Raw genomic sequence first — 24,206 nt, forward strand, 5'->3', positions numbered from 1 at the left:
TCAAAAGTACCCCTCGCGCTTCTTCTTTTCCATCGAGCCGGCTTCATCGCGGTCGATCAGGCGACCCTGCCGTTCGGACGTCCGTGCCGTCAGCATTTCGCCGACGATGGCTTCCAGCGTGTCGGCATCCGATTCGATGGCGCCGGTCAGCGGATAGCAGCCAAGCGTGCGGAACCGCACCAGCCTGTTCTCCACCGTCTCGCCGGGGCGCAGTTTCATGCGCTCGTCGTCCCGCAGGATCAGCATGCCGTCGCGTTCCACCACCGGTCGTTCCTTGGCGAAATAGAGCGGCACGATCGGGATACTTTCCTGCAGGATGTACTGCCAGATATCGAGTTCGGTCCAGTTCGACAGCGGAAAGACGCGGATCGATTCACCCGATGCGATGCGGGTGTTGAATATCTTCCACATTTCGGGGCGCTGGTTCTTCGGATCCCACACATGCTGGGCGTTGCGGAAGGAAAAGATGCGCTCCTTGGCGCGCGATTTCTCCTCGTCGCGACGAGCGCCGCCAAAGGCCGCATCGAAACCGTATTTGTCGAGCGCCTGGCGCAGCGCCACGGTCTTCATGACATGGGTGTGGGTGTTCGAACCATGGTCGAACGGATTGATGTTGTCGCGCACGCCGTCTTCATTGACATGAACCAGGAGATCGAAGCCGAGTTTCTGCGCCATCTGATCGCGAAAGGCGATCATCTCGCGGAACTTCCACGTCGTGTCGACGTGAAGAAAGGGGAACGGCGGCTTGGCGGGATAAAACGCCTTCATCGCCAGATGCATCAACACGGATGAATCCTTGCCAACCGAATAGAGCATGACCGGCTTGGCAAAAGCGGCCGCAACCTCACGGAATATATGGATGGACTCGGCTTCAAGCCGCTGAAGATGCGTAAGCGCTGTTGTCATGGGCCGTGGGCGTTCTTTCGTATCTTCCAACAGAAGACCTTGCCTCAAATCATCGAGCTCTTCGCGCCCGGTTCGAGCCTTGTTTCTGGACGTTCTTTCTCGTGCCGGCGTTCTAGCAGATCGCCATTGTCAAGAACAATGCTGGACTGACCCGGCCGCACATGGTTCGAGAATGAATTTTCCACAGATGCCGGCAAATCCGGAAATTCCTGCCTGCAAGCTCAACGGCCCAGAAAACGCGGGGAAAATATTGCTTGAATGGATCAGCTGCGGCTTTCAAGGGACTTCCTCTGGTCGGCCCGCGCCTGCCGCCGCTTTTCGGTGGCAATCTGCCCTATACACTATCGAAAATGGGGGGCAGCCGCTATACCAGCCTCGGGAAGTGGGCAAGTGCATCATGGGCAATTTCGAGGCGAGCGCATTAAACTTCGCCAAACAAGATCCGCCGCATGAAACTAGCCGAAGACAGCGAGCCCGAAAATTGACCCGGCTTTCATCCCTGAGACAGCAATTCACGCCTTCGCGGATCAACAACTACTTCTCCATCCTTTGCTTCTTTTTTCCACCGGTTCTGGGATCGGTGGTCAGCTTTGTATTCAATGGCGGAGGCCTTTCGTCAGTCCTGCTGACTGCTTTACGGAAAAGGCGCTTCAACGCCGACCGGGCCATGATCTGGATGACGGTCGCGATCTATGCCTACTGCGCCTCCAATCTCCTGGCGTCCATCGTCAACAATTCGTTCGCCCGGGATGCGCCACATCTTATCCCGCTCGTCACCTTCCTGTTTTTTCCCGTGTCCTATTCGACCTGGAGCATCACTCAGAAAATCACGCTTACCCGCATCATCGTGCTTTCCAGCATGGCCGCCTGTTTTGCCGCGCTGCTCATGGCCGTCATCCAGCAATATTGGATTGGCGTCAGGGCCGAGGGTGGAGCCGGAAATCCGATCGTCTTCGCAACCGTGGTGTGCCTTGCCGTGGTGATGTGTGTGGCTGGCGCCTTGTCCGGTGTTGAGCAAGCCCGGACACCCCTCTTCTACGCGGCACTGGCAGGGACGATCGCCGTCATCTATTCCGGCTCGCGTATCGTCTGGCTGGCACTGCTGATCGCCGGCATCGCCGTCATGCTGATCAACCGGCACAGGCTCAGAGGCAGGAATGCCGTTCGCCTGCTGCTGCTGCTGGCAGCGGTCGGCGTCGTGATCGCCGCTTCCAGCTTCCAGGCGATATCCGGGCGGGTCGATTTTTTGCGCTCCGATTGGGGTGCGCTTGGGGCTGGCGGCAATTACGACACCTCGTTGGGAATACGTGTTGCGCTTTGGGAGATCGGCCTCAAAGCATTCCATGACATGCCACTGTTCGGGCACGGTGTGGGTGCAACCCAGCATCTGATCAAGCAGGGCTTTCATGAGCAGTTCGCGATGGACACAGGCTTCAACCATTTTCACAACGGCTTCCTGACCGCCCTGGTGCAAGCGGGAATTCTGGGTGCCGTGACGCTGGCGGCGATCTTTATCGTTGCCGCTGGAAATGCCGCCCGGGTCTTGCGAAACAGCAACGATCCGAGCGAGCGGTTCGGCGCGACCATGATTGTTGTCGTGGTGATCACCTATCTGACGGCCGGAATGACAGGCATCCTGATCGGCCATGACATTCTGGACTCGGTGCTGATGGTCTTCCTGGTGAGCGGAACATATCTCGCCTCCGGACGCCATGTTCCTTTGTTGGAAGAGCAGGCACTTGCACCAGTGATGGAAGAGCGAGCACTTCCATCAGCCACCAAAGAGCTGTTTCGGGTAAGGCCATGAAGGTTCTGGTCACGGGCGCGACAGGTTTCATCGGGCGCCTTGTCGTGCGCCACCTTCGCGAAGCCGGTGCCGAGCTTCGCCTCGCCTCCCGCCATCCCGAGAGGCTTGGTTCGGAGAACGAGACTGTGCCGATGCCCGGCTTCGATGCGCCGGCCGCCGCCTTCCTGGAACTGACCCGGCATATGACTGACGTCGTCCATTGCGCCGGCCTCAACAATGATCAGGGAAATGCAACCGAAGCCGATTACCAAGCGGCCAATGTGGAACTGAGCGCAAGGCTGGCGCATGCCGCGGCCGCCCAGATAAGCGGACGTTTCATCCATCTCTCCTCGATCCGAGCGGTGATCGGCGCGCACGTCAGCGCAACGATCGACGAGGACACGCTTCCTGCCCCACAATGCGCCTATGGACGCTCGAAGCGCGAAGGCGAGATCAAGGTTTTGGACGCCTACGCGTTACACGGCCGCTCGGACGCCGCCGTGTTGCGCCTGCCTCCGGTTTATGGAAGCGGCATGAGGGGGAATCTGGCAACGCTGATGCGCCTTGCCGATACGCCGCTGCCGCTGCCGACGGGTGCCTTGACCGGAATCCGCTCGCTGATGTCTTCCGAGGCCGCGGTGCGAGCAGTGTCGCACCTGCTCAGCCATTCCGGACCGCTTCGCCCGATCTGTGTCGGCGCAGATGTGCCGCCGGTCGCCGTCGAGGCCATCATCGCCGCCTTTCGCAGAGGTTTGGGGCGGCGTGAGCGCCTGATGGCTGTGCCGGCCGGTCTGATACGGCCGGTCGTGGCCGCGCTCGGCAGGCGGGCGTTCTGGGACAGCCTGACCGCGACACAGATATGCGACCCCGCCCTGCTGGTATCGCAGGGGTGGACGCCTGAAGCCCGCACGGTCGAGCGGCTGGCCGAGCTGGCGCGGCTCGGTAGATCCTGACTTTCTTGCTTGACCATGATCTTTCCCAAAAACCGGCTTCCACTTTTTGGGATCATGGTCTGCGGTAGAGCGTTCCAAACAGTATCCGAAGATCGAGCCAGAACGACGCAGTGCGGAGGTAGGCAGCATCCGTTTCGGCCAAAAGCTCCGGGTTCGACATGTCGATGCACCTGATCTGGGCCAGGCCGGTTATGCCCGGCAGCGCCGCCAAAACCCCCAGCCGCCTGCGACACTCGATCAACTCGGTTTGGGTCGGCAGGCAGGGGCGCGGCCCGACCAGGCTCATTTCGCCCTTCAGGACATTCCAGAATTGCGGCAGCTCGTCGAGCTTGAACTTCCGTAGGACCTTCCCGACCGATGTCACGGAATCCGCCGGCGCCTCATGCGAGGGTAGTGACGGCGTCCCGACATACATCGTGCGCAACTTGTGGCAGCGAAAAAGCCGACCGTCACGGCCGACCCGCACCTGTGAAAAAATAGCCGGGCCCGGCGACGATGCCCGAACGGCAAGGACGGTGAGCGCCAAGACAGGAGATGTGGCCACCAGCAGCAGAGCCGCACCGGCAATATCGAAGATTTGCTTGGCTGTCTTCATGAACGGCCGATAGTGCTCCCTGCCGAAGTCCCGAGGCAACGCCGCAGGCCAATGCCGTCAATCCGGTCGACGTAGCATGAGCCGATCTCTTGACCAAGCGCGCCACGCAGCCGTCGCAATGTTCAGATGCGCCCCAGGATGAAGGCGAGATAGAGCCCAATGTTTCCGGAAACGGTCTGCCGATAGACGCCGCTTTGGCGCAAGCCTGCCAAGCGGCGGGAAAGGCCACCGTTGCGCCCGCGGATGAAAAGGTCGAGGCACGCCGTCGCGTCCTCGGTCAGGAGATCGCGATTGACGGCGAGACCGTCGAGGTTGAGGTCCGTCCAGCCGGCGAATTCCCCCTTGAACAGGCGGCCAAGCCGAGAGAACCTTGCTTTCCAGGACACGTTGGCGCCGACCAGGTTTGCCGCGTGCTGCCGGTAGCGCACCAGCGGTCGCGGATCGTAGCGGACGATGCCGGCGGCGGCGGTCACTATGAGATAGGCCCACCAGTCATGGCTGACGAACCCGGTCCGCGTGGAGGCCCTGGCCAGCAGGTCGCGTGCCGCGGCGTTGAGCAGGATTGTGTTGCCGCCGGCGATGCTTTGCACAAGCGCATTGCGAAAGGATGGCGGCCGGGCAAACAGCGGCGAATGGCCGACAAGGCTTCCTGTTTCCGTCATGGTTGCGGTTCGCGAACAAAACATCAGCGGGGTTTTCGCATCCTGGGTCCGCATCCAGCTGATAGCGCTCTCCAGCCTGTCAGTCTCCCAGATATCGTCCTGGTCGCAGAAGGCATAGCAGTCCGCCTCGATGCGTCGGTCGACGATCATGGAGCGGAAATTGGCGGCGAAGCCTTGCCGCGGCCCCTCTACCAGCGTCATCCGTCCCTTGGGCCGCCAGCGGGATTTCCATGTCTCGATGATGGCGGTCGTGCCGTCGGTGGAGCCATCGTCTGAAATCCACAAGTCGACCAGAGGGTGCGACTGCTCGAGCAGGGACTGCAGCTGCTCCTCGATGAAGGCGGCGCCGTCTTTCGTGCCCATCAGGACCGCGATGCGCAGATCATCTTTGCTCACGAGCAAGATCGCTTTCTGAATTCTGAACGGGCCTAGCTCGCCTGCCCCGCCGTTTTCGGGATCGCGTCTTGACGTGCACTTGCCCTGGCCTTCTTGGCGCGGTCGAGACCTGCCAATGCGGCGAGCGCGCCAGCCTTGTCCTGGTTTTTCGCCGACTGCTGCAGGGCCGTGAGCGCGACCTGGACATCCGACCATTCCACGACGTCCGTGCTGAGGCCGAAAACCTTCGAGATGCCGAGTTCGACGAGTTCCTCGTCTTCGCCATGCAGCGTTTCGTGAAGTTTTTCGCCCGGCCTGATGCCGGTGAACCGGATCGCGATGTCCTTGTATGGGCTCTTTCCGGACAAGCGGATCATCGTTTCGGCCACTTCAAGAATCGGCACCGGCTTGCCCATGTCGAGCATATAGACGGCGTAATCGTGTCCGCTCTGCCGCGACGCGGCATCGGCCGCCGACATGATGACGAGATCGACGGCTTCGGCCACGGTCATGAAATAGCGCGTCATGCGTCGGTCGGTGATGGTGACGGGTCCCCCAGCCTCGATCTGCGCCTGGAATATGGTCGCCACCGAACCATTGCTGCCGAAGACATTGCCGAACCGCACTGCAATGAACTTGGTGGCCGGGAGGCGCCCGCCCGTCTCGCCTGCCGGCGTGCCGTGCAAGGCACTGATGATCTGTTCGGCGGCCCGCTTCGTCATGCCAAGCACCGATGAGGGATCCACCGCCTTGTCGCTCGATATCAGGACAAATTGCGCAACCCCGCACTTGGCGGCAACCTCGGCGCAGACGAGCGTTCCGAAAATGTTGGTTTGAATGGCCGAATCCCAGTTCTCCTCGAGCAGCGGCACGTGCTTGAGCGCCGCGGCGTGAAAGATGATGTCCGGCCGGAATTCCGTGACGACACGCGTTATCTGGCGCCGGTCGGAGACATCGACGATGCGGACCTTGAGTCGGTCATGGTCCTTCTCGTCAACATACTGGCTCAGCTGGAAGATGCCGAATTCGGAGTTGTCAGCGACCAGCAACGCCTCGGCTCCCAGTTCCAGCGACCGCTTGACCAGCGTCTGGCCGATAGAACCGGCACCGCCGGTTACCAGAACGCGTTTGCCGCTGACAAAGGCGCCGATGCGCTGGATGTCGGACGCGACCGCCGGACGGCGCAGGATCGTTTCCATCTCGACGGTGTCGAGAACCAGCTTTCCGTGTTGTTCCAACTCCGAAAGGCCTGAGAACTGCACCACATTTATGTCGCCGTGCCGGGCAATGCGCACGAGTTCCGAATAGTCCTCGATTTCGTGCTCGGCGCCGCTGCCGAAAATCAGCAAGTCCAGGCTTTTGGTGCCGGTCGCATAGTCTTCCAGGACATCGATCAGGCGCGGCATGGTCGCCACCACGGGAACACCTTGAATCCGCGTGCCCAACGGGGCGCCGCGCTCGGTCGCCATGATGCCTGCGATGGAATAGTCCGCCGGTTGCGCCGTGCGCGTGAAGCGGATGATCAGGTCGGCCTCGCCGAGCCGGCCGACGAACAGAGCGCGCTTGGCCTGCCTGATGTCGGTCTTGCGGCTCAGAATCCCCCAGCTCGCGCCGTCACGCAGGAAGCGGTAGAACAGCCGGGGTGCCGATATGATCGTGAAGGAGACGAGGAAGAAGACGATGAACTGACGCTCGTTGAGCCCCGCCACCGGCCGGTAAAACCGCAGCAGCAGCGACGCCACATAAAGAGTGAACGTCAAGATCGCGCAGCTCTTCAGGATGTTGAAAAAGTCCGGCGTCGAGGCGAAGCGCCAGACGGTGGTGTAGAGGCCACTGTAGCGGAACAGCAAATGACTGATGACGACGATGCCCGCCCATGTCGCCAGACCCTCCTTGGAGAGCGCGTCGAACGAAAGATTAGACCGCGAAAGCACGAGGCTGAGCGCCACGGCGACCAGGACCATGACCACGTCCTGGACCATGATGAAGACGCGCCGCATCTGTGGCCTGAGCCCGAATACTGATTCGAGGTAAGAATTCATTGGACGGCACTAGACTCCAGGCTCAAGGGGATCGACACCAGCGAAGTGCGAACACGAAGATACTTCGCGACCAATCCACCTTAAGTGCCATCCCCGGCCCCCACCGTGGTGTATCGCATACTGCGGGGCGGAGGGCATAGCTAGAGGTTTTTTCGAGAAGAGGCGTCCAGTGGAGAACATGGATCATGCTGGGGCGATTGCCGCAAAGGAAACATTATCAAGAGCTAATAGATAAGTCACACAGCATCAGCATGCGTTCAGTTTTGCCGCAGTTGACTCTGCTCCCCACCGCGTTACGACGCAATGCGTTGCCATATGCCCATCGAAATGGCTATTAGAGACGGGCTTGGTGGTTCGCTATGGCCAGCGAAGAATAATGCGCCAGAATAACGGATTGCGATACTCCCAGCTATGATTGCGGCACTAAACGGCGCTTTTGACGATATCTCAAAGGCCATGAGATTACACCGGGTCTGGATCGCGCTTGCCCACGAGGACATCGGCGACCAGCACAGACGCACGACGCTCGGCCCGCTTTGGATGCTGGTCAATTATTTCGCTTTCGTCGGCACTTTTGTCTTTGTTTTCGTGACCACCGACGCCAGCAACCCAAGCTATATAGCCTATGTAGCCATCGGCATGCTGGTCTGGTTCTATCTCACCGAGACCATCACCATGAGCGTGTCGCTCTTCCAGCGAGAAGCGAGCTTCATTCAAGGCACAACGCTGCCGCTGTTCGTCTATGTGATGCGATTGACGATGCAATGCATCATCAGGGCTGCTTATTCGTTGGCGGGTTGCGTTCTTGTTCTGCTGCTGGGCGGTTACGGGATCAGCGCGAATTGGCTGCTATCGCTGCTGGGTCTGCTGCTCATCATCTTGGCAACGCCTGCATTCGTAACGGTTTTTGCGTTCTTGGGCGCCTTCTTTCCCGATAGTGAGTTCATCGTCGGGAATCTGATGCGGGTCGGCATGTTCTTCACGCCGGTCTTCTGGGTCTATAGCGGTCAGGAAGGCGTCCAAAAGTATGCCTATCATTGGAATCCCTTCACCTATTTCCTGGAGGGCGTGCGTGAGCCGATCACGGCCGGCATATTTCCGACGCATGCGTTGGCCGTGGCTGGTTACATCAGTCTCGGCCTATGGGCTCTTGCGTTGCTGTTGCTGGGCCGTTATCGCAAACGCATCGTTTTCCTGATCTGAGTTCCATGACATCCATCCAACTGAACAATGTCAGCCTCGTTTATCGTCTGTTCGAAAAATTGACACTTTCGGCGCCTGGCCGGCGTCGCAGCGCTCTTGGCGGCAACATAGCCAAGTCGGGCACCAAGCAGGTCGTGCAGGCGCTCGACGATGTCAGCTTCGAACTCAAGGCAGGCGACCGGTTGGGCCTTGTCGGCCCGAATGGTGCCGGCAAGACGACGCTGCTCAAGGTTCTATATGGAATCTATCAGCCGTCGGGTGGCACGATATCGATCGCGGGCAAGGTCGATGCCCTGTTCAACATCAACATAGGGTTTCGCCCGGAGGCCACCGGGCGCAGGAACATCGTGCTAAGAGGATTGATCAGCGGCTGGACGGCGACCGAGATCGAAGAGAAGATGGAAGAAATAGTCGATTTCAGCGAACTGGGTGACTTCATCGACCTGCCGTTCAAGGCGTACAGCCAGGGCATGGCGGCGCGCCTGGCATTTGCGGCGGCGACCACGCTCGAGCCCGAAATTCTGCTGATGGATGAATGGATTGGCGCCGGCGACGCATCGTTCCAGGAAAAAGCCAAACAACGGATGAACGAACTGGCGGAAAAGGCCGGCATCATCGTATTGGCCAGCCACGACGAAGCGCTCATCGAGCGCGTTTGCACGAAGAAAATGACGCTTCGAGCTGGCCGGATCGAGTCCCTGGTTTAAAAGCCGCCTCGCGATCAATTGGCTTCATATCCAAAGTTCTTCAGGTCCCCGCCGTGAATGGCAGCCAGCCGGTCTTAAGAAAAAAGAGAAGAGGGTGGATTGTCAAAGCTTATCATCCAGATCCCATGCTTGAATGAGGAGGGGACACTCGCCGTCACGCTTGCTGATCTCCCACGTCAGGTCGAGGGTTTCGACACGGTGGAGTGGCTCGTGATCGACGATGGCTCCACTGACCGCACAGTGGAGGTTGCCCGGGAAAACGGTGTGGATCACGTGGTCTCGCTGCCCCACAATCAGGGGCTTGCCAAAGCCTTCATGAACGGCATTGAAACTGCGTTGAAACTCGGCGCCGATGTTATTGTCAACACCGATGCCGACAACCAATACGATGCCTCCTGCATTCCCGATCTCGTCCGCCCCATACTGGAGAAAAAGGCCCTGATCGTCGTCGGCGCAAGGCCGATCAGCGAGATAGAGCATTTTTCTCCCGTCAAAAAATTCCTGCAGAAGCTTGGAAGTTTGGTCGTCAAGCTTGCCAGCGGCACGACGGTTCCCGACGCGCCGAGCGGTTTCCGTGCCATCCACCGCGACGCGGCGATACAGCTCAACGTCTTCAACCGCTACACCTACACGCTGGAAACGATCATCCAGGCGGGCCGCAGGAACATTCCGATCACCTCCGTGCCGATCCGCGTGAACGGCGATCTCCGGCCCTCACGGCTGGTCAAGAGCATACCAAGCTATGTGCGGCGCTCCCTGATAACGGTTGTGAGGATCTTTGTCGTCTATAGCCCGCTGCGCTTCTTCTCGGTGTGTGCGGCCATAGTCGCCACGCCGGGTTTGATCATGATCGCCCGGTTCCTTTTCCATTATCTAAGGGGTGAAGGCAGCGGCAACATTCAGTCGCTGGTTCTCTCCAGCGCCTTGCTTGCCCTTGCTGGCATCCTCGCCATGAGCGGTATCCTTTCCGAACTGATCGCGGTCAACAGGCAGATCCTCGAAGAAATCAGGATCAGGCAACTGCAACAGGAACATCGGGAAAATGCATTGATCCGCTCGCTTTCGATAGATCGCGAAGGTTCCAAGGTTCAGGCAGGTAAAATAAGCGGAATAGTGTAGATGAACGAAGCGCCAGCAGCCTACGATAACGTTCCGGGCAATTACTACGACAAATACAATACCCGGAATCCGATCGCACGATATCTCATGGATGGCTTTCTGAGCAGTTTCGATATGTTGACGGCGAAGACAGGCGCCCGCAACGCCTACGAGGTCGGCTGCGGCGAGGGAAATTTGTCCATTCGCCTTCACGATCGGGGGTGGAATGTTCGCGGCAGCGACCTGGAATCCGTCAGTGTTTCGGAGGCTAATGAGCAATGCACGAAGCGTGGGCTGGGGCCGATATTTGAAACACGCTCGCTTTTCGACCTGACACCGGAAGTCGCTTCGGCCGAACTGGTGATCTGTTGCGAAGTTCTCGAGCACATCCCAGATACCGAACAAGCCCTTGCGATACTCAAATCGCTTGCCAAACCTTACCTTCTTGTCAGCGTGCCACGGGAGCCTGTCTGGCGAGCACTTAACATGGCCAGAGGTAAATACATCCCAAGCCTTGGAAATACGCCGGGGCATATCCAGCACTGGTCATCCGCATCCTTCATCAACCTGCTGGGCAAATCGCTGGAGGTCGTGGAGGTCCGCAAGCCGCTTCCTTGGACCATGGCCCTTTGCCGTTGTGACTGAGACAATGCAGACGGCACCATCAGCCAAAAGCAGAAAGCTGAATTCAATAATTCGCACCGGGGGTCTGATCGTCAGCCTTGCCGCGCTTGTCTTCGTCGGATTGGCGGTCCATCGCTCCTTCGGCGACCTGCAACGACAACTTATTTCACCATTTTTTCTGATCGCCATACCGGGCTGCGCCCTCGCCTATGCCGTCATCCTGCAACTGGTCGGCATCGCCTGGTATCGCTTCCTGGTTGCCGTTGACGGGCCGTCGCTTGGGTTGGGTCGTGCGCTTGGCATTTTTGGGAAGACGCAGATCTACAAATACCTGCCGAGCAACGTGATGCATATGGTTGGCCGGTTTGCCCTCGCCCGCAATGCCGGAGCGTCGAACAAGGCGCTTGCCTTTGCCCAGATAGGGGAATTGTCCATCATCGTCCTTGCCGCAGGAACGTTGGCCGCCTTGCTGGCATGGCCAGTTTTCCAGGATGCCTATGCGCGCTATGGTCTCGATAACCCTAGATTGCTCGCGGGAATAATCGCCCCCGGGCTTTTGGCGCTTGCCGTCGGGACAGCGCTTTTGTTTCGCTTCAGGATCGCCGGCATCGGGAGAAGAGCGCTAGTCGTCTCTGCCGAAGCCTTTCTTCTCTATGCACTGTTTTTCATCGGCAATGGGTTGCTGATCGTTGCGCTTTCCAGAACCTTGGACGATGCAGGGCATTTGGCCGAACTGGTCGGCATAGGAGCGGCTGCCTGGCTCATTGGCTTTGTCGTTCCGGGAGCGCCGGGTGGGCTTGGAGTGCGTGAAGCAGTTCTGATCATGGGGCTTACCGCCGCGGGCCTGCCGCCTCCGGCAGCCACCGCGGTTGCTCTCGGCAACCGGCTCGTCACCGTTCTCGGAGACTGCCTGGTCGCCCTGCTGGAATTGATATTGCAAAAGGGGAAGAGCGCATGAACACGCAAATGGGGGAAGCGCCCGTGCAAGGCAACTATTTGCCATGACAGATCCATTGCTGCGATACATCATCGGTTGCGCTTCTTGTCATTCTTGTGCTGGGTGTCGCGCGTCCGCATCCTTTTTTCGACAGTGCTAAATGGCGCCTTGGAGTAGCGAAACGTGACGGCGTACCGAGACAAACTTGAAGCGGCTACGCCATGGATAGTGTTGTGGTTTGTTTTCACATCCTATTACCTATGGTGGTCATCGTTCGTCACGGCGGTCGAGCACCCCGACGAGCCGTACCACATGATGTACATCATGGATGTATTCAATGGGCGCCTGATACCAAACTACTCAAACGGAGCTAGCGCGTCATATCTTGAGCATCCGGCACTTTATTATACTATTCTGGGAAAATTTTCCTCTATACTCTCAATAATCGGCGTCGAAATACAAATATCACTTCAATTAGCAAATTATATCATCGGTCTAGCAACTATATCGGCCTTATTTTTATTTTCTAGGGTTATCGCATCGAGCCCCCTTGCAGCGTTAGTTGCAACGATATGCGCTATGACCATCCCCTACCTCATGTACCTTTTCACTGGAATAAACAACGACAATCTGGCGACTTTTCTGGTGGTCGTTGTCGCCTGTCTTAGCGCTAAGTTCTACGTCACAAGAGATCCTCGCTTTTTCGGACTGGCTGTTTCAGCAGCCCTGATTGTCGCCTTGGTCAAGGTGACTGCGCTTGTCCAAGCCGGTGCGATCTTGTTACCTGGCGCCTTCGTCCTGCTACGGGGGCGAGGCATCCAAGCTGTCGTCGACGTGTTCAAGATGCCCTCCGTGCTGATGGCCTTGGTCGTTGGGCTCGGGTATTATCTGACAATCCTGGCGGTGTACGGCGAGCCGTTTCCAACGCCAGTTGACTTTTTCGAGATGGCTCTCCGTACGGCCCCTGCAATGTTCGTTCAAGACCGGATGACATTGTTGCAGTATATTGATAAATTCTGGGTCGAGATGACTATCCAGTCTTCTGGAATTTACTCACATGTCGTCTATCAATATACGACATCAGGGCTCAGCTTTTGGCCTTTGACTTATTTGTCTAGCTTTGCTGTTGTTTCCGGTGGAGTTCTGTTCAACCAATTCAAATTGACTGCGATATCGCTGCTTCTGGCTCTTGTAATTTTTGCAGTACTCCACATAGCAACGATGTACGGCGCGCATCTAGAGACTGGATATACCGGAGGGATGCAATTCCGCTACTACTTGCCGCTTCTGACCTTGTTCATCGCTGCAGCCATCGGCGGAGTGTCGTGGATCCCATTGCCGAAATCGGCAGCAGCAAGTCTGGCGGTATTGATACTCTTCGCCTTTGTCACCCACGACGGGCGACTATATACGATGCCGGCATTCATCGACGCGAGAACTCTACCAGCCCCCCAGTAAAGATACGTCAAACTAGCATCGAGGAACCAATGGACATTCTTGACAAATATGTTGCAACTGCGCCAAGCGACCACGATGCAGTTGATATTTTCAAAGGCGAATGGTCGTCCAAATTTCCAGCGACGGCCGATCCCACAACAGCCCTCGGGAGCGCGCCGCCCCCTTTGAAGACTCACGTATCGACTGGCTTTCGAAACCGTTGGGGATTTTTCCGGCAAGCGCATCCTGGAACTCGGACCGATGGAAGCGGGACATGCTTACATGATGTAGGGGCGGAATCGATACTCGCGGTCGAAGCCAATCGCGATCCTATCTGAAATGCTTTTGCGTGAAGGAAGTCTTCGACCCCCCGGGCTGTTGCGAAAAATGACAAGCGCCATGACTAGCAAGAACCGTGAACACAAAATAGCAGTACTTGTTCCTTGCTACAACGAGGAGCTAACTATTGCTGACGTAATTCATGACTTCAAATCACATCTACCCGCAGCCGATGTGTACGTTTATGACAATAATTCGAGTGATGACACCTATAACGCGTCTGTTCGCTCAGGAGCGATTGTACGCAAAGAAAAAAACCAGGGAAAAGGAAACGTTGTTAGGCGAATGTTCAGCGATATTGAGGCGGACATCTATATTTTAGTCGATGGGGACGGCACTTATGACGCGTCTGTAGCCCAACGCCTAATTGATGAGCTCTGTTCCGGCCCTTACGACATGGTAAATGTCGCGCGTGTGGCTGAGAATTCCGACGCATATAGAAGCGGCCATGAATGGGGGAATAAGCTCCTAACCGGCCTCGTTCGACGAATTTTCGGCGCAGCAACCACCGACATGCTATCTGGATACAAAGCGTTTTCGCGGCGCTATGCTAAATCGTTTCCCGCCCTATCGACCGGGTTTGAGATTGAAACCGAACTTGTAGTGCATGCGCTCGATCTCCGCTTACCCCAATCAGAGATCACAGCCCCGTACCGCGAACGACCAACTGGTTCTGCGAGCAAGTTGCGGACCTACAGTGATGGCTTACGAATACTGCGCTTGATCGGTTTCCTCGTGAAGGAGGAGCGGCCGCTTGCCTTCTTCTCTATTGTGGCGGGTATCTTGGCGATGCTCTCTCTGCTCATTGGCGCGTCTGTCATCATCGAGTTTATGGAAACCGGCCTCGTACCCCGTTTGCCGACAGCGGTTCTTGCGACGGGCATCATGGTGTCCGCGCTGCTCTCGTTATCCAGCGGCTTCATTCTTGACACCGTTACGCGCGGCCGGCGCGAGGCGAAGCGCTTGGCCTACCTCCGATATCCGGCGCCATGATCCACAGTAGGCGCGTCGAGGCAAAACACATGAGGCAGCGCATCAGAAAGCTTCCCGATTTCCTCGGCGTGGGGGCTCTTGGGTTCATAGTCGATGCTACCGTATTCTTCGGGTTGACACTGATTTTTTCCACTCAATACTGGCGCGCGCGGATCATTGCCTCCATTGTCGCAATCGCCACAACATGGGCGGTCAATCGAGTTGCTACTTTCTCGGCATGGCGCGTCTATACCGCGTTTGCCGAGTTTTTGCGCTACCTGGTTGCGAGCTCTGTCGGAGCGGGAGCCAACCTTGCCGTAATGTCCGCAATTGCTCCCCACGACGCGAGTCTACGGCACGTTCCTGCCTATTGTGCGGGCGCAGCCGTTGGCCTGGTGGTCAATTTTCTTCTCTACAACATGTTTGTCTTTCCCGGCAACAGGAAGACGTAACGGTGCACGCGATAAACAATGGAGAGGATGTCGTGAATAAGACGAAAGATACCGGAGGGAATATTGACTCTATTTACTACAGAGATGGCGTGAATAATTCATTTTCGATGCGCCTTCTAAAACGCGCCCGTATGGCGATGATGAATTTGTTCATGGAAGAGCTATCACCAGGCAGCACTTCCAGCATCCTGGATATTGGCGTCTCCGACGACGAGAATGACGGGGCCAATTTCCTCGAGAAACACTATCCGTGGCAACACAATATCACTTGCGTCGGCCTGGGCGATGGGAAGCAGGTCGTCTCCAACTACCCAAAAGTCCATTTCAAACAAATACGCGCTGGAGAACGGTTGCCCTTCGATGATCAAAGCTTTGACATCGCGTGTTCCAACGCGGTAATAGAGCATGTTGGAGGGCCTGCACAGAGGACCGAGTTTATCTCCGAACATCTAAGGGTGGCAAAAAAAGTTTTTATTGCCTTTCCTAATCGTTGGTTTCCTGTTGAGCATCACACAGGTCTTCCGTTTCTGCACTACACGCCCCGGCTCTTTCGGACACTGCTGAATGGAACCAGATATTCGTACTGGACGCATCCAGAAAATATGGACTTTTTGGATGGCCGATCTATTATGAAAGACTGGCCCAAATCAGGGAGAAGTCCGGCTGCAATAGTTAACACCGGTATTCCTCTAGGTCTTTTTAGCTCCAATTGTGCCGTTATCGTACGATAGCTGAAGATACTTGCGGTATATGGAACCCATTCCGGCGGGAAGAGATTTGATGACTGGGACCACTGTGGAGTTACAGAGATGGAGCTTGCTTGGGTTCAGTTGGACTGAGGCGCAAACCGCGCGGGTACTCCTGATTTCGCTTCTTGCAGTTGCTGCCGTCTATGTCGGATTGGCGCTCACGCCGTCGCACTATGCGATGGGCCTGCAATATCTTGGCTCGCATGCAAGGCCCTTGCTTCTGTCAGCCCGCCCCATTCGATCGGACGAATGGATCGTCCTAACGCCGCTATTTCAAACTGCCGTCCGCGGCGGCTTTTCGACCTTCAACCAGATTTCCCCTTATCATGAGTCCCTGAAAGGGTTCTGGGCTTTGCCTATTCTGGATTGGTCTCTTGTCTTCAAGCCGCAGCTTTGGGGCTTTTGGGTCTTGCCGCCGGCCTATGCTTATTCTCTATATTTTGCCGTGCTTTGGACGGCGTTTTTAGCTGGTTACACCATCCTTTTGCGGCAATTTGGTGCCGATCTGTGGATCGCAGTGTTCGGTGCCGGCTGTCTTTTCTGCTCCCATTTGGTGCAGGTGTGGTGGACATCACACGGTGCAACATTTGCGTTCGCTCCCTGGCCGCTAATAGCATTCCTGCTTCCGATTCGTCCGTGGCTGAAATTGCCACTTCTTTTCTGGACCTGCGCTGTCTGGGTGTTCGGTTTCGTCTACCCCCCTTTCATGATCCCCGCAGCGTTTTCGCTGGGAATACTGCTCCTGGCCTTCCGACGCGATATGATCACTCCTGCGAATATTGCTGTCGCAGTTTTGGCGATTGCTTGCCTCGGTATCAGTTTTGTTTTGTATTTCAGCGATCTCATTCAGATTATGCAGGCGACTGTCTATCCTGGCCAAAGGGAGATATCGGGCGGTGGCGTTGACGAAATGAGGTTGCTTGCCTATCTCTTTCCTTTTTTTACGACGGTGCGCTTCTCGCCGCTTCTCGCGACTAACGAATGCGAGGTTGCAGTTGTTTCGACCCTCCTGCCTCTGACAGTGCTCGTTTTTGTCAGCTATCGGTCATTGGCTGAAACCTTGAGAAACAACTTCGTCTCTTTTGGGGTGGTCGGGCTAGGTTTGATTTTGATGCTAGCGTGGATGACACTGCCGATATCTTCCAGTATTGGGAAGATCCTGCTCTGGAACAAAGTTCAACCTGGGCGTATGGTCTGGGGATTTGGATTGCTTTTTACCATATCTATAATTGTTGCCGCATCTAGATGCACATTTGTAATTTCGAAAGAGAGAATTGCGTTTTTTTTAGCAATTATGGTATCGACTTGGTTTCTGTCAAAGGCAGGGTTTACTTGGATTCCGGGGTATTCATATGAAAAAAATCCTAACGCGTTGACGCGTGGATACTTCGAATGGATTGCAATTGTTCCATTTGTTTTGAGCGCCGGGTATGTCTGGTACCTTGGTCAGCCGACAAGAAACAATGGGCGGATATTATTTGGCTCTGCATTTGTCTCTGGCGCGATTACGTTCGGTATGTTCAATCCTTTTCAGCAGGCCTTTCCGATTTTCGACATTCCGGAAACGCCTTTTCTGACCGCGCTTCGCGAGCAGGCAAAAACCAACCCTAACGGATGGGCCGTCATGCCTGGTATGTATGGCGCTCTATTCTCTGGCGCGGGTGTGCCGGCAATCAATCACACGCTCACAGCACCGCAGCTTTCGTTCTTCCGGCGAGTGTTTCCCTCAATGCCTGAAGCAGCGTTTAATGATGCATTCAACCGGTACGCACACATCATTCCAACTGACGTGCCGGAACCTCGCTCGCCTTCGCCCGATCAAGCTTGGGTTCCGATCAAGGCGTTTACAACCAAAATACGGGGCTAGTCTAGCGCGACTGATCAAGAGCCGAGGGTTAAGAGCGTACAACCGATGGCCGTGAGCGGGCGAAATTCAGCCAGCAGAGCCATAGCTATTCTTTCGACATCAGCCTAGCGAGAAATCTTCGCGCGCTTTTGTCAAATTCGGCGAATAGAAAGGATCACGCTCGATGATTTCTTTCCATCGTCCTTGCATATACGCAACCTCACTATGGAAGCGTGCCATTTTTTCCGGAGCAGCATCAATGCCGCGTGAGACGCTTTCGAGATGATAAAGCTCGGCATAGGGCGTCCAGACGTTTGAATAGCCGGCTGCCCCCACTTTCAGACAAAGATCCACATCATTGAAGGCGACCGTCAGGTCGATCTCATTGAGGCCCCCTACTTCTTCAAACACGCTTTTGCGGATCAGGAGACAGGCTGCGGTGACAGCGGAGAGGTTCTGCAGGACCTTTAGCCTGCTAAAATACCCCGGATGATGGCGGGGGAAATGCTTATGCGAATGATTTGCAATACCGCCCAATCCAACAATCACCCCGCCATGCTGAATTGTGTCATTGGCATAATAGAGCTTGGCGCCGACGCAACCCACATCCGGCTGAGCGGCCCAGGAGACCATTTCCGTCAGCCAGCCCGGCGAGATCACCTCTATGTCGTTGTTGACGAGGCCGATGATCGAGCCCTTCGCTTTTCCCACGGCGAAATTGTTGATCGCGGAATAATTGAACGGCTTGTCGTAGTGGAGCACACGAACATTCTTCGCATTCTTCAGTTCGCTGAAATAGGCAAGCGTTTCCTCCTCCACCGAGCCATTGTCGACCACCAGAACCTCGTAATTCCCGTAGGTGGTCTTTTCGCGGATGGACTCCACACAGTTGCGAAGGAGTTCAACCTTGTCGCGCGTTGGAACGATGAGGCTCACGAACGGCTGCGGTTCGGGGACGAAAAAGTGAAGGCGGTAACTGGCTGTGCCGGGACTTTCCTCGGCTTTCGCCGGAATATCCATGCGTTCGACATGTTCTTCCAACGCCCGCAACCCGGCCACATAGGCGTAGCTTTTCTGCGAACCTCCAAGCGCCGTCGAGCCTTCCACCGCGCGCCAATGGTAGAGCACCTTCGGAATGTGCCTAATTCTCTCAGGGCCAATGCGCTCGAAGACGCGCAGATTGAGGTCATAGTCCTGGCTGCCCTCGAAGCCGGGGCGCCAGCCGCCGACGGCGCGGATATTTTCCGCCCGGTGCACGGTGAGGTGATTCAGATAGTTCTGTGAGCGGAAAAGCTCCCGCGAGAAATCCGGCTTGAAACAGGGGTCATAGCGCCTGCCTTCCGCATCGATCTTGTCTTCGTCGCTGTAGATCAGTTCTGCATCAGGATGACGATCGACTTCCAGCACGATTTCGGCCAGCGCATGCGAACGGAGAAGATCGTCGTGGTCGAGCAATGCGACCCACTCACCGGTGACCAGCTCCAACGCAGAATTGGATGCATGCGAGATATGGCCGTTCTTGTCGCGAAGAACGATTTTGATGCGCGGATCACGTTTCGCATATTCGTTCAAAACGCGCCGCACATACGGTTTCGTCGAGCAATCGTCCGCTATGCACAACTCCCAGTTCTCGTAGATCTGGGCGCGGACGCTGTCGATCGCTTCCCGCAAGAGTTTCTCCGGGGTGTTGTAGACTGGCATCAGCACTGAAATAAGCGGCTTGTTATCCAACTGGGCCAATCGTTGCCTCAAATCCGCAACGTCGTGTTCCGTTGGCGTATCGTTGAGCGCGATCCACCTCTCATAGGTAACGCTGCCCAGTGGACCTAGCGCTTCCGTCGAGCGGAGCATGGCCGCAAATCCCCGAAGGCCGCTTTGCCTCAGGATCTTTATGCCACGAGCCGCAGACCGCACGAGCGTGCCGGGGTTTTTCACCTGGCGGGCGACGACTCTCCCAATGAGGGACGCATAATATTCAATCCGTCCGAGCCGACGCAGCCGCACACGGTCGATAGCGATCTTGCCAGAGCCCTCACTCGGATCGACACGCAGTTTTTGAGCACCGGCATCAAGCGAAAACACGGCCACGGCCGGGCTCTTTCCATTCAAACGAAACCGCAGATCGATCCGCTCAATCTCGTTGTAGCCCTTGCCACTGTCGACATAGAGGTGCGCGTTGGCCAACGCGTCCGTTTCAGCCGGGACGTGTACGCTGAGCCTGTAGTGTCCGGGGGGCAAAGGCCGGGAGCCCGGCCAGCCGAGTTCGAACTGCGGATCATCGCCTGTTGTTGTCCACTCCGTCGCCCCGTTGCCCAATGGCACGCCTTCCAGGTGATGAAGTGCGTTGGCCGTAATGGTCCGTCCGGCATAAAGAATTGCGTTGGCTGGGGGTGACACAAGCCTCTTCCAAACCGATCGATACCGCCAGGTCCGGCTGCTGTGAACCAATTCGATTTCGTGATTCAACACGGCCATCTGCCGGTGGCGTTCCTGCAGCTTATGTTCGCGCTCCTGCAACTCACGCTGAAGCGCCGCTATGTCCTGGTCCTTTGCCGCGAGATTGGTGTGGGCCAACTCCAGCGCTTGCGTGGCCGCGCGGAGATGCTCGCGCTCGACCGTCAGCGCAGCAATCTCACCGGAATAGGCCTCGATGCGTGCTTCCTGGCTTACCACCAACGCCCTGTTGGTTTCGATTTCCGCTTCCATGGTCGTCGTTCTCAGCGACCACTGGTTTCGGGTTTGGTCAGTCGCCTTGCTCCTCGTCTCGTCGAGAGCAACCATGCCCTCGTCGGCGAGCGCGACCCGCCCGTGCACGCTGCGCGCGCCCAGGACGTTTTCCGGAATTGGCAGCTTCGTTACAATGCAAAGCGAGTTCAAGAACTCGACGGAATGAACCGATGCGAGAGAAGCTTCGTTGAATGCGACCTGGTGCCTGTCGGCGAAAGTCGCCAAGGCATCGACCCGACGGCGATCCAGCCCCCAGTGCTCATGGTTGACCACATCAAGCAGGCGTTTGAAAAACGAGATTGAGGAAAGCGGATCGTAGAGACCGCCCTCGAACTCCTGCCAGTAACTGCAATGCAGATCTTCGGCGATGTAGATGCCCCCTTCGGAAAGGTGGGGGAAATATCGCGCGAACGAGCGTATTATATCCGAGGATAGGTGCGATCCGTCATCAATTATAATATCATATTTTTCCGACATCGAGATGATGTCGCGCTCTGTTTCATCAGTATTGGCGTCACCTACGGAAATCTTTATCTTCCGGCTGTCGAAAACGAGATTTCCGCAAGCCAGATTGACGTCACAGCCGACGATTATTTCAGCATCGGGGAAATATTTCTTCCATATCTCTAGGGATCCGCCATTCTGAACTCCGATTTCCAGGATTCGAACCGGCCTGTCTCGATACTCTGAAAAAATATGGTCATAGGTGCTGAGATAGATCGACCATTTATCCGACACTTTGCCGCGATGCGCGTCGTACAGGTCACGAAGTGAAACGAATGGTTCCTGCTTTGCGGGCCGCGCATCGCGCTGTTTGGCTAATTGCTGCTGTTCCAACTTCTGCCGATGAAACACGCGGAGACGGCAATCAATTTCAAGGAAAAAAGCGTCGCCAAAAGTTCGTGAAACAGATTCGAACTCTGCTCTGATCCGATCAAGAATTTCTATTGCAACTGCATCAGTATCATCGGACCTGAGCGCTATCAGTGCGGTATAAGCGTCTTTGACCCAGTCAATGATGCGCGGGTCTGCGTCGAGCAACTCAGTGCTGGCGGCAAAGTGCTGATTGTCGGTAGCGAAATGCTCAGACAGCAGGGACTGCCATTTCACGTCGGGTACCGGCCAGTCTAGGCTGAGAGTAGCAGTGATCCCGTCGATACCCTGTCGCCAGTCATCAAGCAGACTCTCGTAAGACAACAAGATGCGTGACCGACCCCTAGTTGCGCGCTCGGCTTCCAATTCGTGGCGAAGCCAAAGAAGCGAACTGAAGCCCATCGTGAAACCGTTTCGGTTCGCCAGGGAAGCGATCACAGCCAACGGATTGCGGTCTATCAGCACATAGCGAACATCGATGCGCATGCGCCTCAAGATCTCCGCATAAAGCGGCACGAAACGTGAGATACGCGGCTCCTTGAGCACAAAAAACGGCGCGCTGCCGTATTCCTCGTCGATCAGCCGCGCGATCTCTGCTTTGTAGAAGCGCAGACGCTGCGCGCCGAGATCGTTGGGATCGAAGGATCGCCAATCATCCCAGCTGCTTCCTGCTTCGGCCAGCATCTGGTCGTGCAGCGCAATGAGACGCTCCGGCTCCCAGTGACCCGTTGGATTGGATAGATTGGCGCCCAGCATGTTCTTAGGCAGTTCCGCGCCAAGCAGATTGATCGCCCTCGTCAGCGCGCTGGTGCCCGAGCGATGCATGCCGAGCACCATGATGCAGGTGCGTTTGGCTGCTTTCGGCTTTGCCTTGCGTGCCTTCGGCTCGTCGACGGGCGCGGCATCGCGCGTGTTTTCCGCTGAAGGGTGCTTGTTCATGCCGTCAATGCCTGTTTCGGCTCACCGGCTAGCAGCCGGCGCACCACCGCTTCCGTCGATTGCCGCCAGTCCGGTGCATTCCAGCCGAACGCCGCCGCGAATTTCGCGCTCGATAGCCGGGAATTGGCGGGGCGGCGCGCCTTGGTTGGGTAGTCCATCGTAGCAATGTCCCGTACCCGCGCCCAGGGACCACCCAACACGCGGCTTGTGTCGAGGATATGGCGGGCAAAGCCGCTCCAGTTGGCCTCGCCGGTTCCGGCCAGATGATAGATGCCGGATGTGCCCGCGCCCTCGTGCAGCCGTGCCGCCGCATGCAGGATCGCGTCGGCGATATCAAGTGCCGATGTCGGATTTCCCCACTGATCGGCCACCACCGCGATCTCGTCGCGGTCGGCGGCCAGCCGCAGCATGGTTTTCACGAAATTCTTGCCGAACGGGCTGTAGACCCATGCCGTGCGCAGGATCAGATGGCGCGGATTGGCTGATGCAACCGCCTGCTCGCCGGCAAGCTTGGAGGCGCCATAGACGCTGCGCGGTGCGGTGGCGTCGGTCTCGACATAGGCGGCGTCCTTGGTGCCGTCGAAGACATAGTCGGTCGAAAGATGGATGACGGGAACGCCCAGGCGGCTTGCTGCTTGCGCCACCTTGCCGGCGCCGGCGGCGTTCACCGCGAATGCCAGATCGGGCTCGTCCTCGGCCTGATCCACCGCCGTGTAGGCGGCGGCCGACACTACGATATCAGGCTTCGCGGCCGCGATGGCTTCGATCACCGTGTCGGGTGTTGCGAGGTCGAGTTGCGGACGGCCAATGGCGATGACCTCAACGCCGGCGGCCGCCTGGCCGGCCTCCAGAAGGCTCGCCGCGACCTGTCCGTCGCGTCCGGTGACAACCAGCCTCACGCCGCCCCCTTGCGTGCTTCGCCCAGCCGTTCACCGGCATAGCGCTGCTCGCGGATCGGTCCCCACCACCATTTGTTGTCGAGAAACCAGTCGACGGTCTTGGCGAGGCCGCTGTCGAAATTCTCATTGGGCGCCCAGCCCAGGTCTCGGCCTATCTTCGAGGCGTCGATGGCATAGCGGCGATCGTGACCGGGGCGGTCGGTGACGAAGGAAATCAGGTCGCGATAGCTCTTGCCCCCTGCCCGCGGCCGCCTGCCGTCGAGCAGATCGCAGATCGTCTCGACGACGCCAAGGTTGGTCCGCTCGGAATTGCCGCCGACATTGTAGCTTTCGCCCGGCAGTCCCCTGGTCGCGACAAGTTCCAGCGCGCGTGCGTGATCCTCGACGAACAGCCAGTCGCGCACATTGGCGCCGGCGCCATAGACCGGCAGCGGCTTTTCATCGAGCGCATTGAGGATGACCAGCGGGATCAGCTTTTCGGGAAAGTGATAGGGTCCGTAATTGTTCGAGCAATTGGAAAGCACGACCGGCAGGCCATAGGTTTCGTGCCAGGCCCGCACCAGATGATCCGAGGCCGCCTTCGAGGCGGAATAGGGCGAGGATGGCGCGTAGGGCGTTTCCTCGACGAACATGCCGCCGTCGAAGGGAAGATCGCCGAACACCTCGTCGGTCGAGACATGATGGAAGCGGAAATGGCTCTTCCGGTCTTCGGGCAGGCCGCGCCAATATTCCAGCGCGGCATTAAGCATCTTGTAGGTGCCGACGATGTTGGTCTCGATAAAGGTGCCCGGCCCATCGATCGAGCGGTCGACATGGCTCTCGGCGGCAAGGTTCATGACGATGTCGATATCGTCGCGCCGGAGGATGTCGAGCACAGCCTTTTCGTCGCAGATGTCGGCCTGCGCGAAGCGATAATTGTGTGCGTTCTCGATCGGCCGCAGCGAGGCGAGGTTTCCCGCATAGGTAAGCTTGTCGAGATTGGTCACCCGATAGGCCGGGTTGGCGCATAGATGCCGGCACACCGCCGAACCGATAAAGCCAGCACCGCCCGTCACCAGAAAATTCATGCCGCTGTCCTCACGTAA

At 57.1% G+C, this 24,206-nt stretch carries 19 protein-coding genes; 12 read left to right on the plus strand and 7 right to left on the minus strand.

Going from position 1 to position 24,206, the window contains the following annotated elements; translation table 11 throughout:
* Positions 1 to 906, minus strand: a complete 906-nt coding sequence (cysD, locus tag AC0L2U_RS04400) for a sulfate adenylyltransferase subunit CysD (RefSeq protein WP_027035869.1) — start codon at positions 904 to 906, stop codon at positions 1 to 3.
* Between the two features lie 481 nt (positions 907 to 1,387).
* On the opposite strand from cysD, the gene AC0L2U_RS04405 reads away from it, so the two are divergent.
* Entirely contained in the window at positions 1,388 to 2,713 is a 1,326-nt protein-coding gene (locus AC0L2U_RS04405; RefSeq protein WP_473601523.1) for an O-antigen ligase family protein, read from the plus strand.
* Positions 2,710 to 3,645: an NAD-dependent epimerase/dehydratase family protein gene (locus AC0L2U_RS04410; protein WP_473601463.1), complete on the plus strand. Its 936-nt coding sequence runs from the start codon at positions 2,710 to 2,712 to the stop codon at positions 3,643 to 3,645. Before AC0L2U_RS04405 ends, AC0L2U_RS04410 begins: the two co-directional genes overlap by 4 nt.
* A gap of 52 nt (positions 3,646 to 3,697) precedes the next feature.
* On the opposite strand, the gene AC0L2U_RS04415 is transcribed toward AC0L2U_RS04410, so the two are convergent.
* The 3 genes from AC0L2U_RS04415 to AC0L2U_RS04425 all read right to left on the minus strand — a co-directional run bounded on the left by AC0L2U_RS04415 (position 3,698) and on the right by AC0L2U_RS04425 (position 7,319).
* Positions 3,698 to 4,240: a sugar transferase gene (locus AC0L2U_RS04415; protein ID WP_127397109.1), complete on the minus strand. Its 543-nt coding sequence runs from the start codon at positions 4,238 to 4,240 to the stop codon at positions 3,698 to 3,700.
* Positions 4,241 to 4,362: 122 nt separating this feature from the next.
* Complete coding sequence (locus AC0L2U_RS04420) at positions 4,363 to 5,298, minus strand: glycosyltransferase family 2 protein (RefSeq protein ID WP_127320325.1); 936 nt, start codon at positions 5,296 to 5,298, stop codon at positions 4,363 to 4,365.
* A 32-nt stretch (positions 5,299 to 5,330) separates the two neighbouring features.
* Complete coding sequence (locus AC0L2U_RS04425; RefSeq protein WP_473601465.1) at positions 5,331 to 7,319, minus strand: SDR family NAD(P)-dependent oxidoreductase; 1,989 nt, start codon at positions 7,317 to 7,319, stop codon at positions 5,331 to 5,333.
* Positions 7,320 to 7,730: 411 nt separating this feature from the next.
* Here AC0L2U_RS04425 and AC0L2U_RS04430 point away from each other — a divergent pair, with 411 nt between their 5' ends.
* From AC0L2U_RS04430 to AC0L2U_RS04475, 10 genes are all read left to right on the plus strand, one after another.
* A complete protein-coding gene (locus tag AC0L2U_RS04430; RefSeq protein WP_473601467.1) occupies positions 7,731 to 8,522 on the plus strand; it encodes an ABC transporter permease in 792 nt (263 codons plus the stop codon).
* Between the two features lie 134 nt (positions 8,523 to 8,656).
* A complete protein-coding gene (locus AC0L2U_RS04435; protein ID WP_473601469.1) occupies positions 8,657 to 9,229 on the plus strand; it encodes an ABC transporter ATP-binding protein in 573 nt (190 codons plus the stop codon).
* Between the two features lie 99 nt (positions 9,230 to 9,328).
* The gene (locus AC0L2U_RS04440; protein WP_473601471.1) at positions 9,329 to 10,348 is read left to right on the plus strand and encodes a glycosyltransferase family 2 protein; all 1,020 of its coding nucleotides are present in this window, start codon (positions 9,329 to 9,331) and stop codon (positions 10,346 to 10,348) included.
* Positions 10,349 to 10,972 carry a class I SAM-dependent methyltransferase gene (locus AC0L2U_RS04445; RefSeq protein WP_473601472.1) on the plus strand — a complete coding sequence of 208 codons (624 nt, stop codon included), beginning with the start codon at positions 10,349 to 10,351 and terminating at the stop codon, positions 10,970 to 10,972.
* A gap of 4 nt (positions 10,973 to 10,976) precedes the next feature.
* Positions 10,977 to 11,909, plus strand: a complete 933-nt coding sequence (locus AC0L2U_RS04450) for a hypothetical protein (protein ID WP_473601474.1) — start codon at positions 10,977 to 10,979, stop codon at positions 11,907 to 11,909.
* Between the two features lie 558 nt (positions 11,910 to 12,467).
* Positions 12,468 to 13,346, plus strand: a complete 879-nt coding sequence (locus AC0L2U_RS04455) for a hypothetical protein (protein WP_473601475.1) — start codon at positions 12,468 to 12,470, stop codon at positions 13,344 to 13,346.
* 378 nt (positions 13,347 to 13,724) lie between these two features.
* The gene (locus AC0L2U_RS04460; protein WP_473601477.1) at positions 13,725 to 14,657 is read left to right on the plus strand and encodes a glycosyltransferase; all 933 of its coding nucleotides are present in this window, start codon (positions 13,725 to 13,727) and stop codon (positions 14,655 to 14,657) included.
* A 29-nt stretch (positions 14,658 to 14,686) separates the two neighbouring features.
* Positions 14,687 to 15,088, plus strand: a complete 402-nt coding sequence (locus AC0L2U_RS04465; protein WP_473601479.1) for a GtrA family protein — start codon at positions 14,687 to 14,689, stop codon at positions 15,086 to 15,088.
* Between the two features lie 32 nt (positions 15,089 to 15,120).
* Positions 15,121 to 15,819 (plus strand): methyltransferase domain-containing protein, encoded by a 699-nt coding sequence (locus AC0L2U_RS04470; RefSeq protein ID WP_473601480.1) that lies wholly within the window; start codon positions 15,121 to 15,123, stop codon positions 15,817 to 15,819.
* Positions 15,820 to 15,868: 49 nt separating this feature from the next.
* Positions 15,869 to 17,704: a DUF7657 domain-containing protein gene (locus AC0L2U_RS04475; protein ID WP_473601482.1), complete on the plus strand. Its 1,836-nt coding sequence runs from the start codon at positions 15,869 to 15,871 to the stop codon at positions 17,702 to 17,704.
* 99 nt (positions 17,705 to 17,803) lie between these two features.
* On the opposite strand, the gene AC0L2U_RS04480 is transcribed toward AC0L2U_RS04475, so the two are convergent.
* Genes AC0L2U_RS04480 through rfbB form a run of 3 tightly spaced genes read right to left on the minus strand, consistent with a single transcriptional unit; the run spans position 17,804 to position 24,188 of the window.
* Positions 17,804 to 22,222 (minus strand): glycosyltransferase, encoded by a 4,419-nt coding sequence (locus AC0L2U_RS04480; RefSeq protein WP_473601484.1) that lies wholly within the window; start codon positions 22,220 to 22,222, stop codon positions 17,804 to 17,806.
* Positions 22,219 to 23,121, minus strand: a complete 903-nt coding sequence (rfbD, locus tag AC0L2U_RS04485; protein WP_473601485.1) for a dTDP-4-dehydrorhamnose reductase — start codon at positions 23,119 to 23,121, stop codon at positions 22,219 to 22,221. Before rfbD ends, AC0L2U_RS04480 begins: the two co-directional genes overlap by 4 nt.
* Positions 23,118 to 24,188 carry a dTDP-glucose 4,6-dehydratase gene (rfbB, locus tag AC0L2U_RS04490; protein WP_127272411.1) on the minus strand — a complete coding sequence of 357 codons (1,071 nt, stop codon included), beginning with the start codon at positions 24,186 to 24,188 and terminating at the stop codon, positions 23,118 to 23,120. Before rfbB ends, rfbD begins: the two co-directional genes overlap by 4 nt.
* Between the last annotated feature and the right edge of the window lie 18 nt (positions 24,189 to 24,206).

The organism is Mesorhizobium sp. WSM4808, assembly GCF_055811675.1.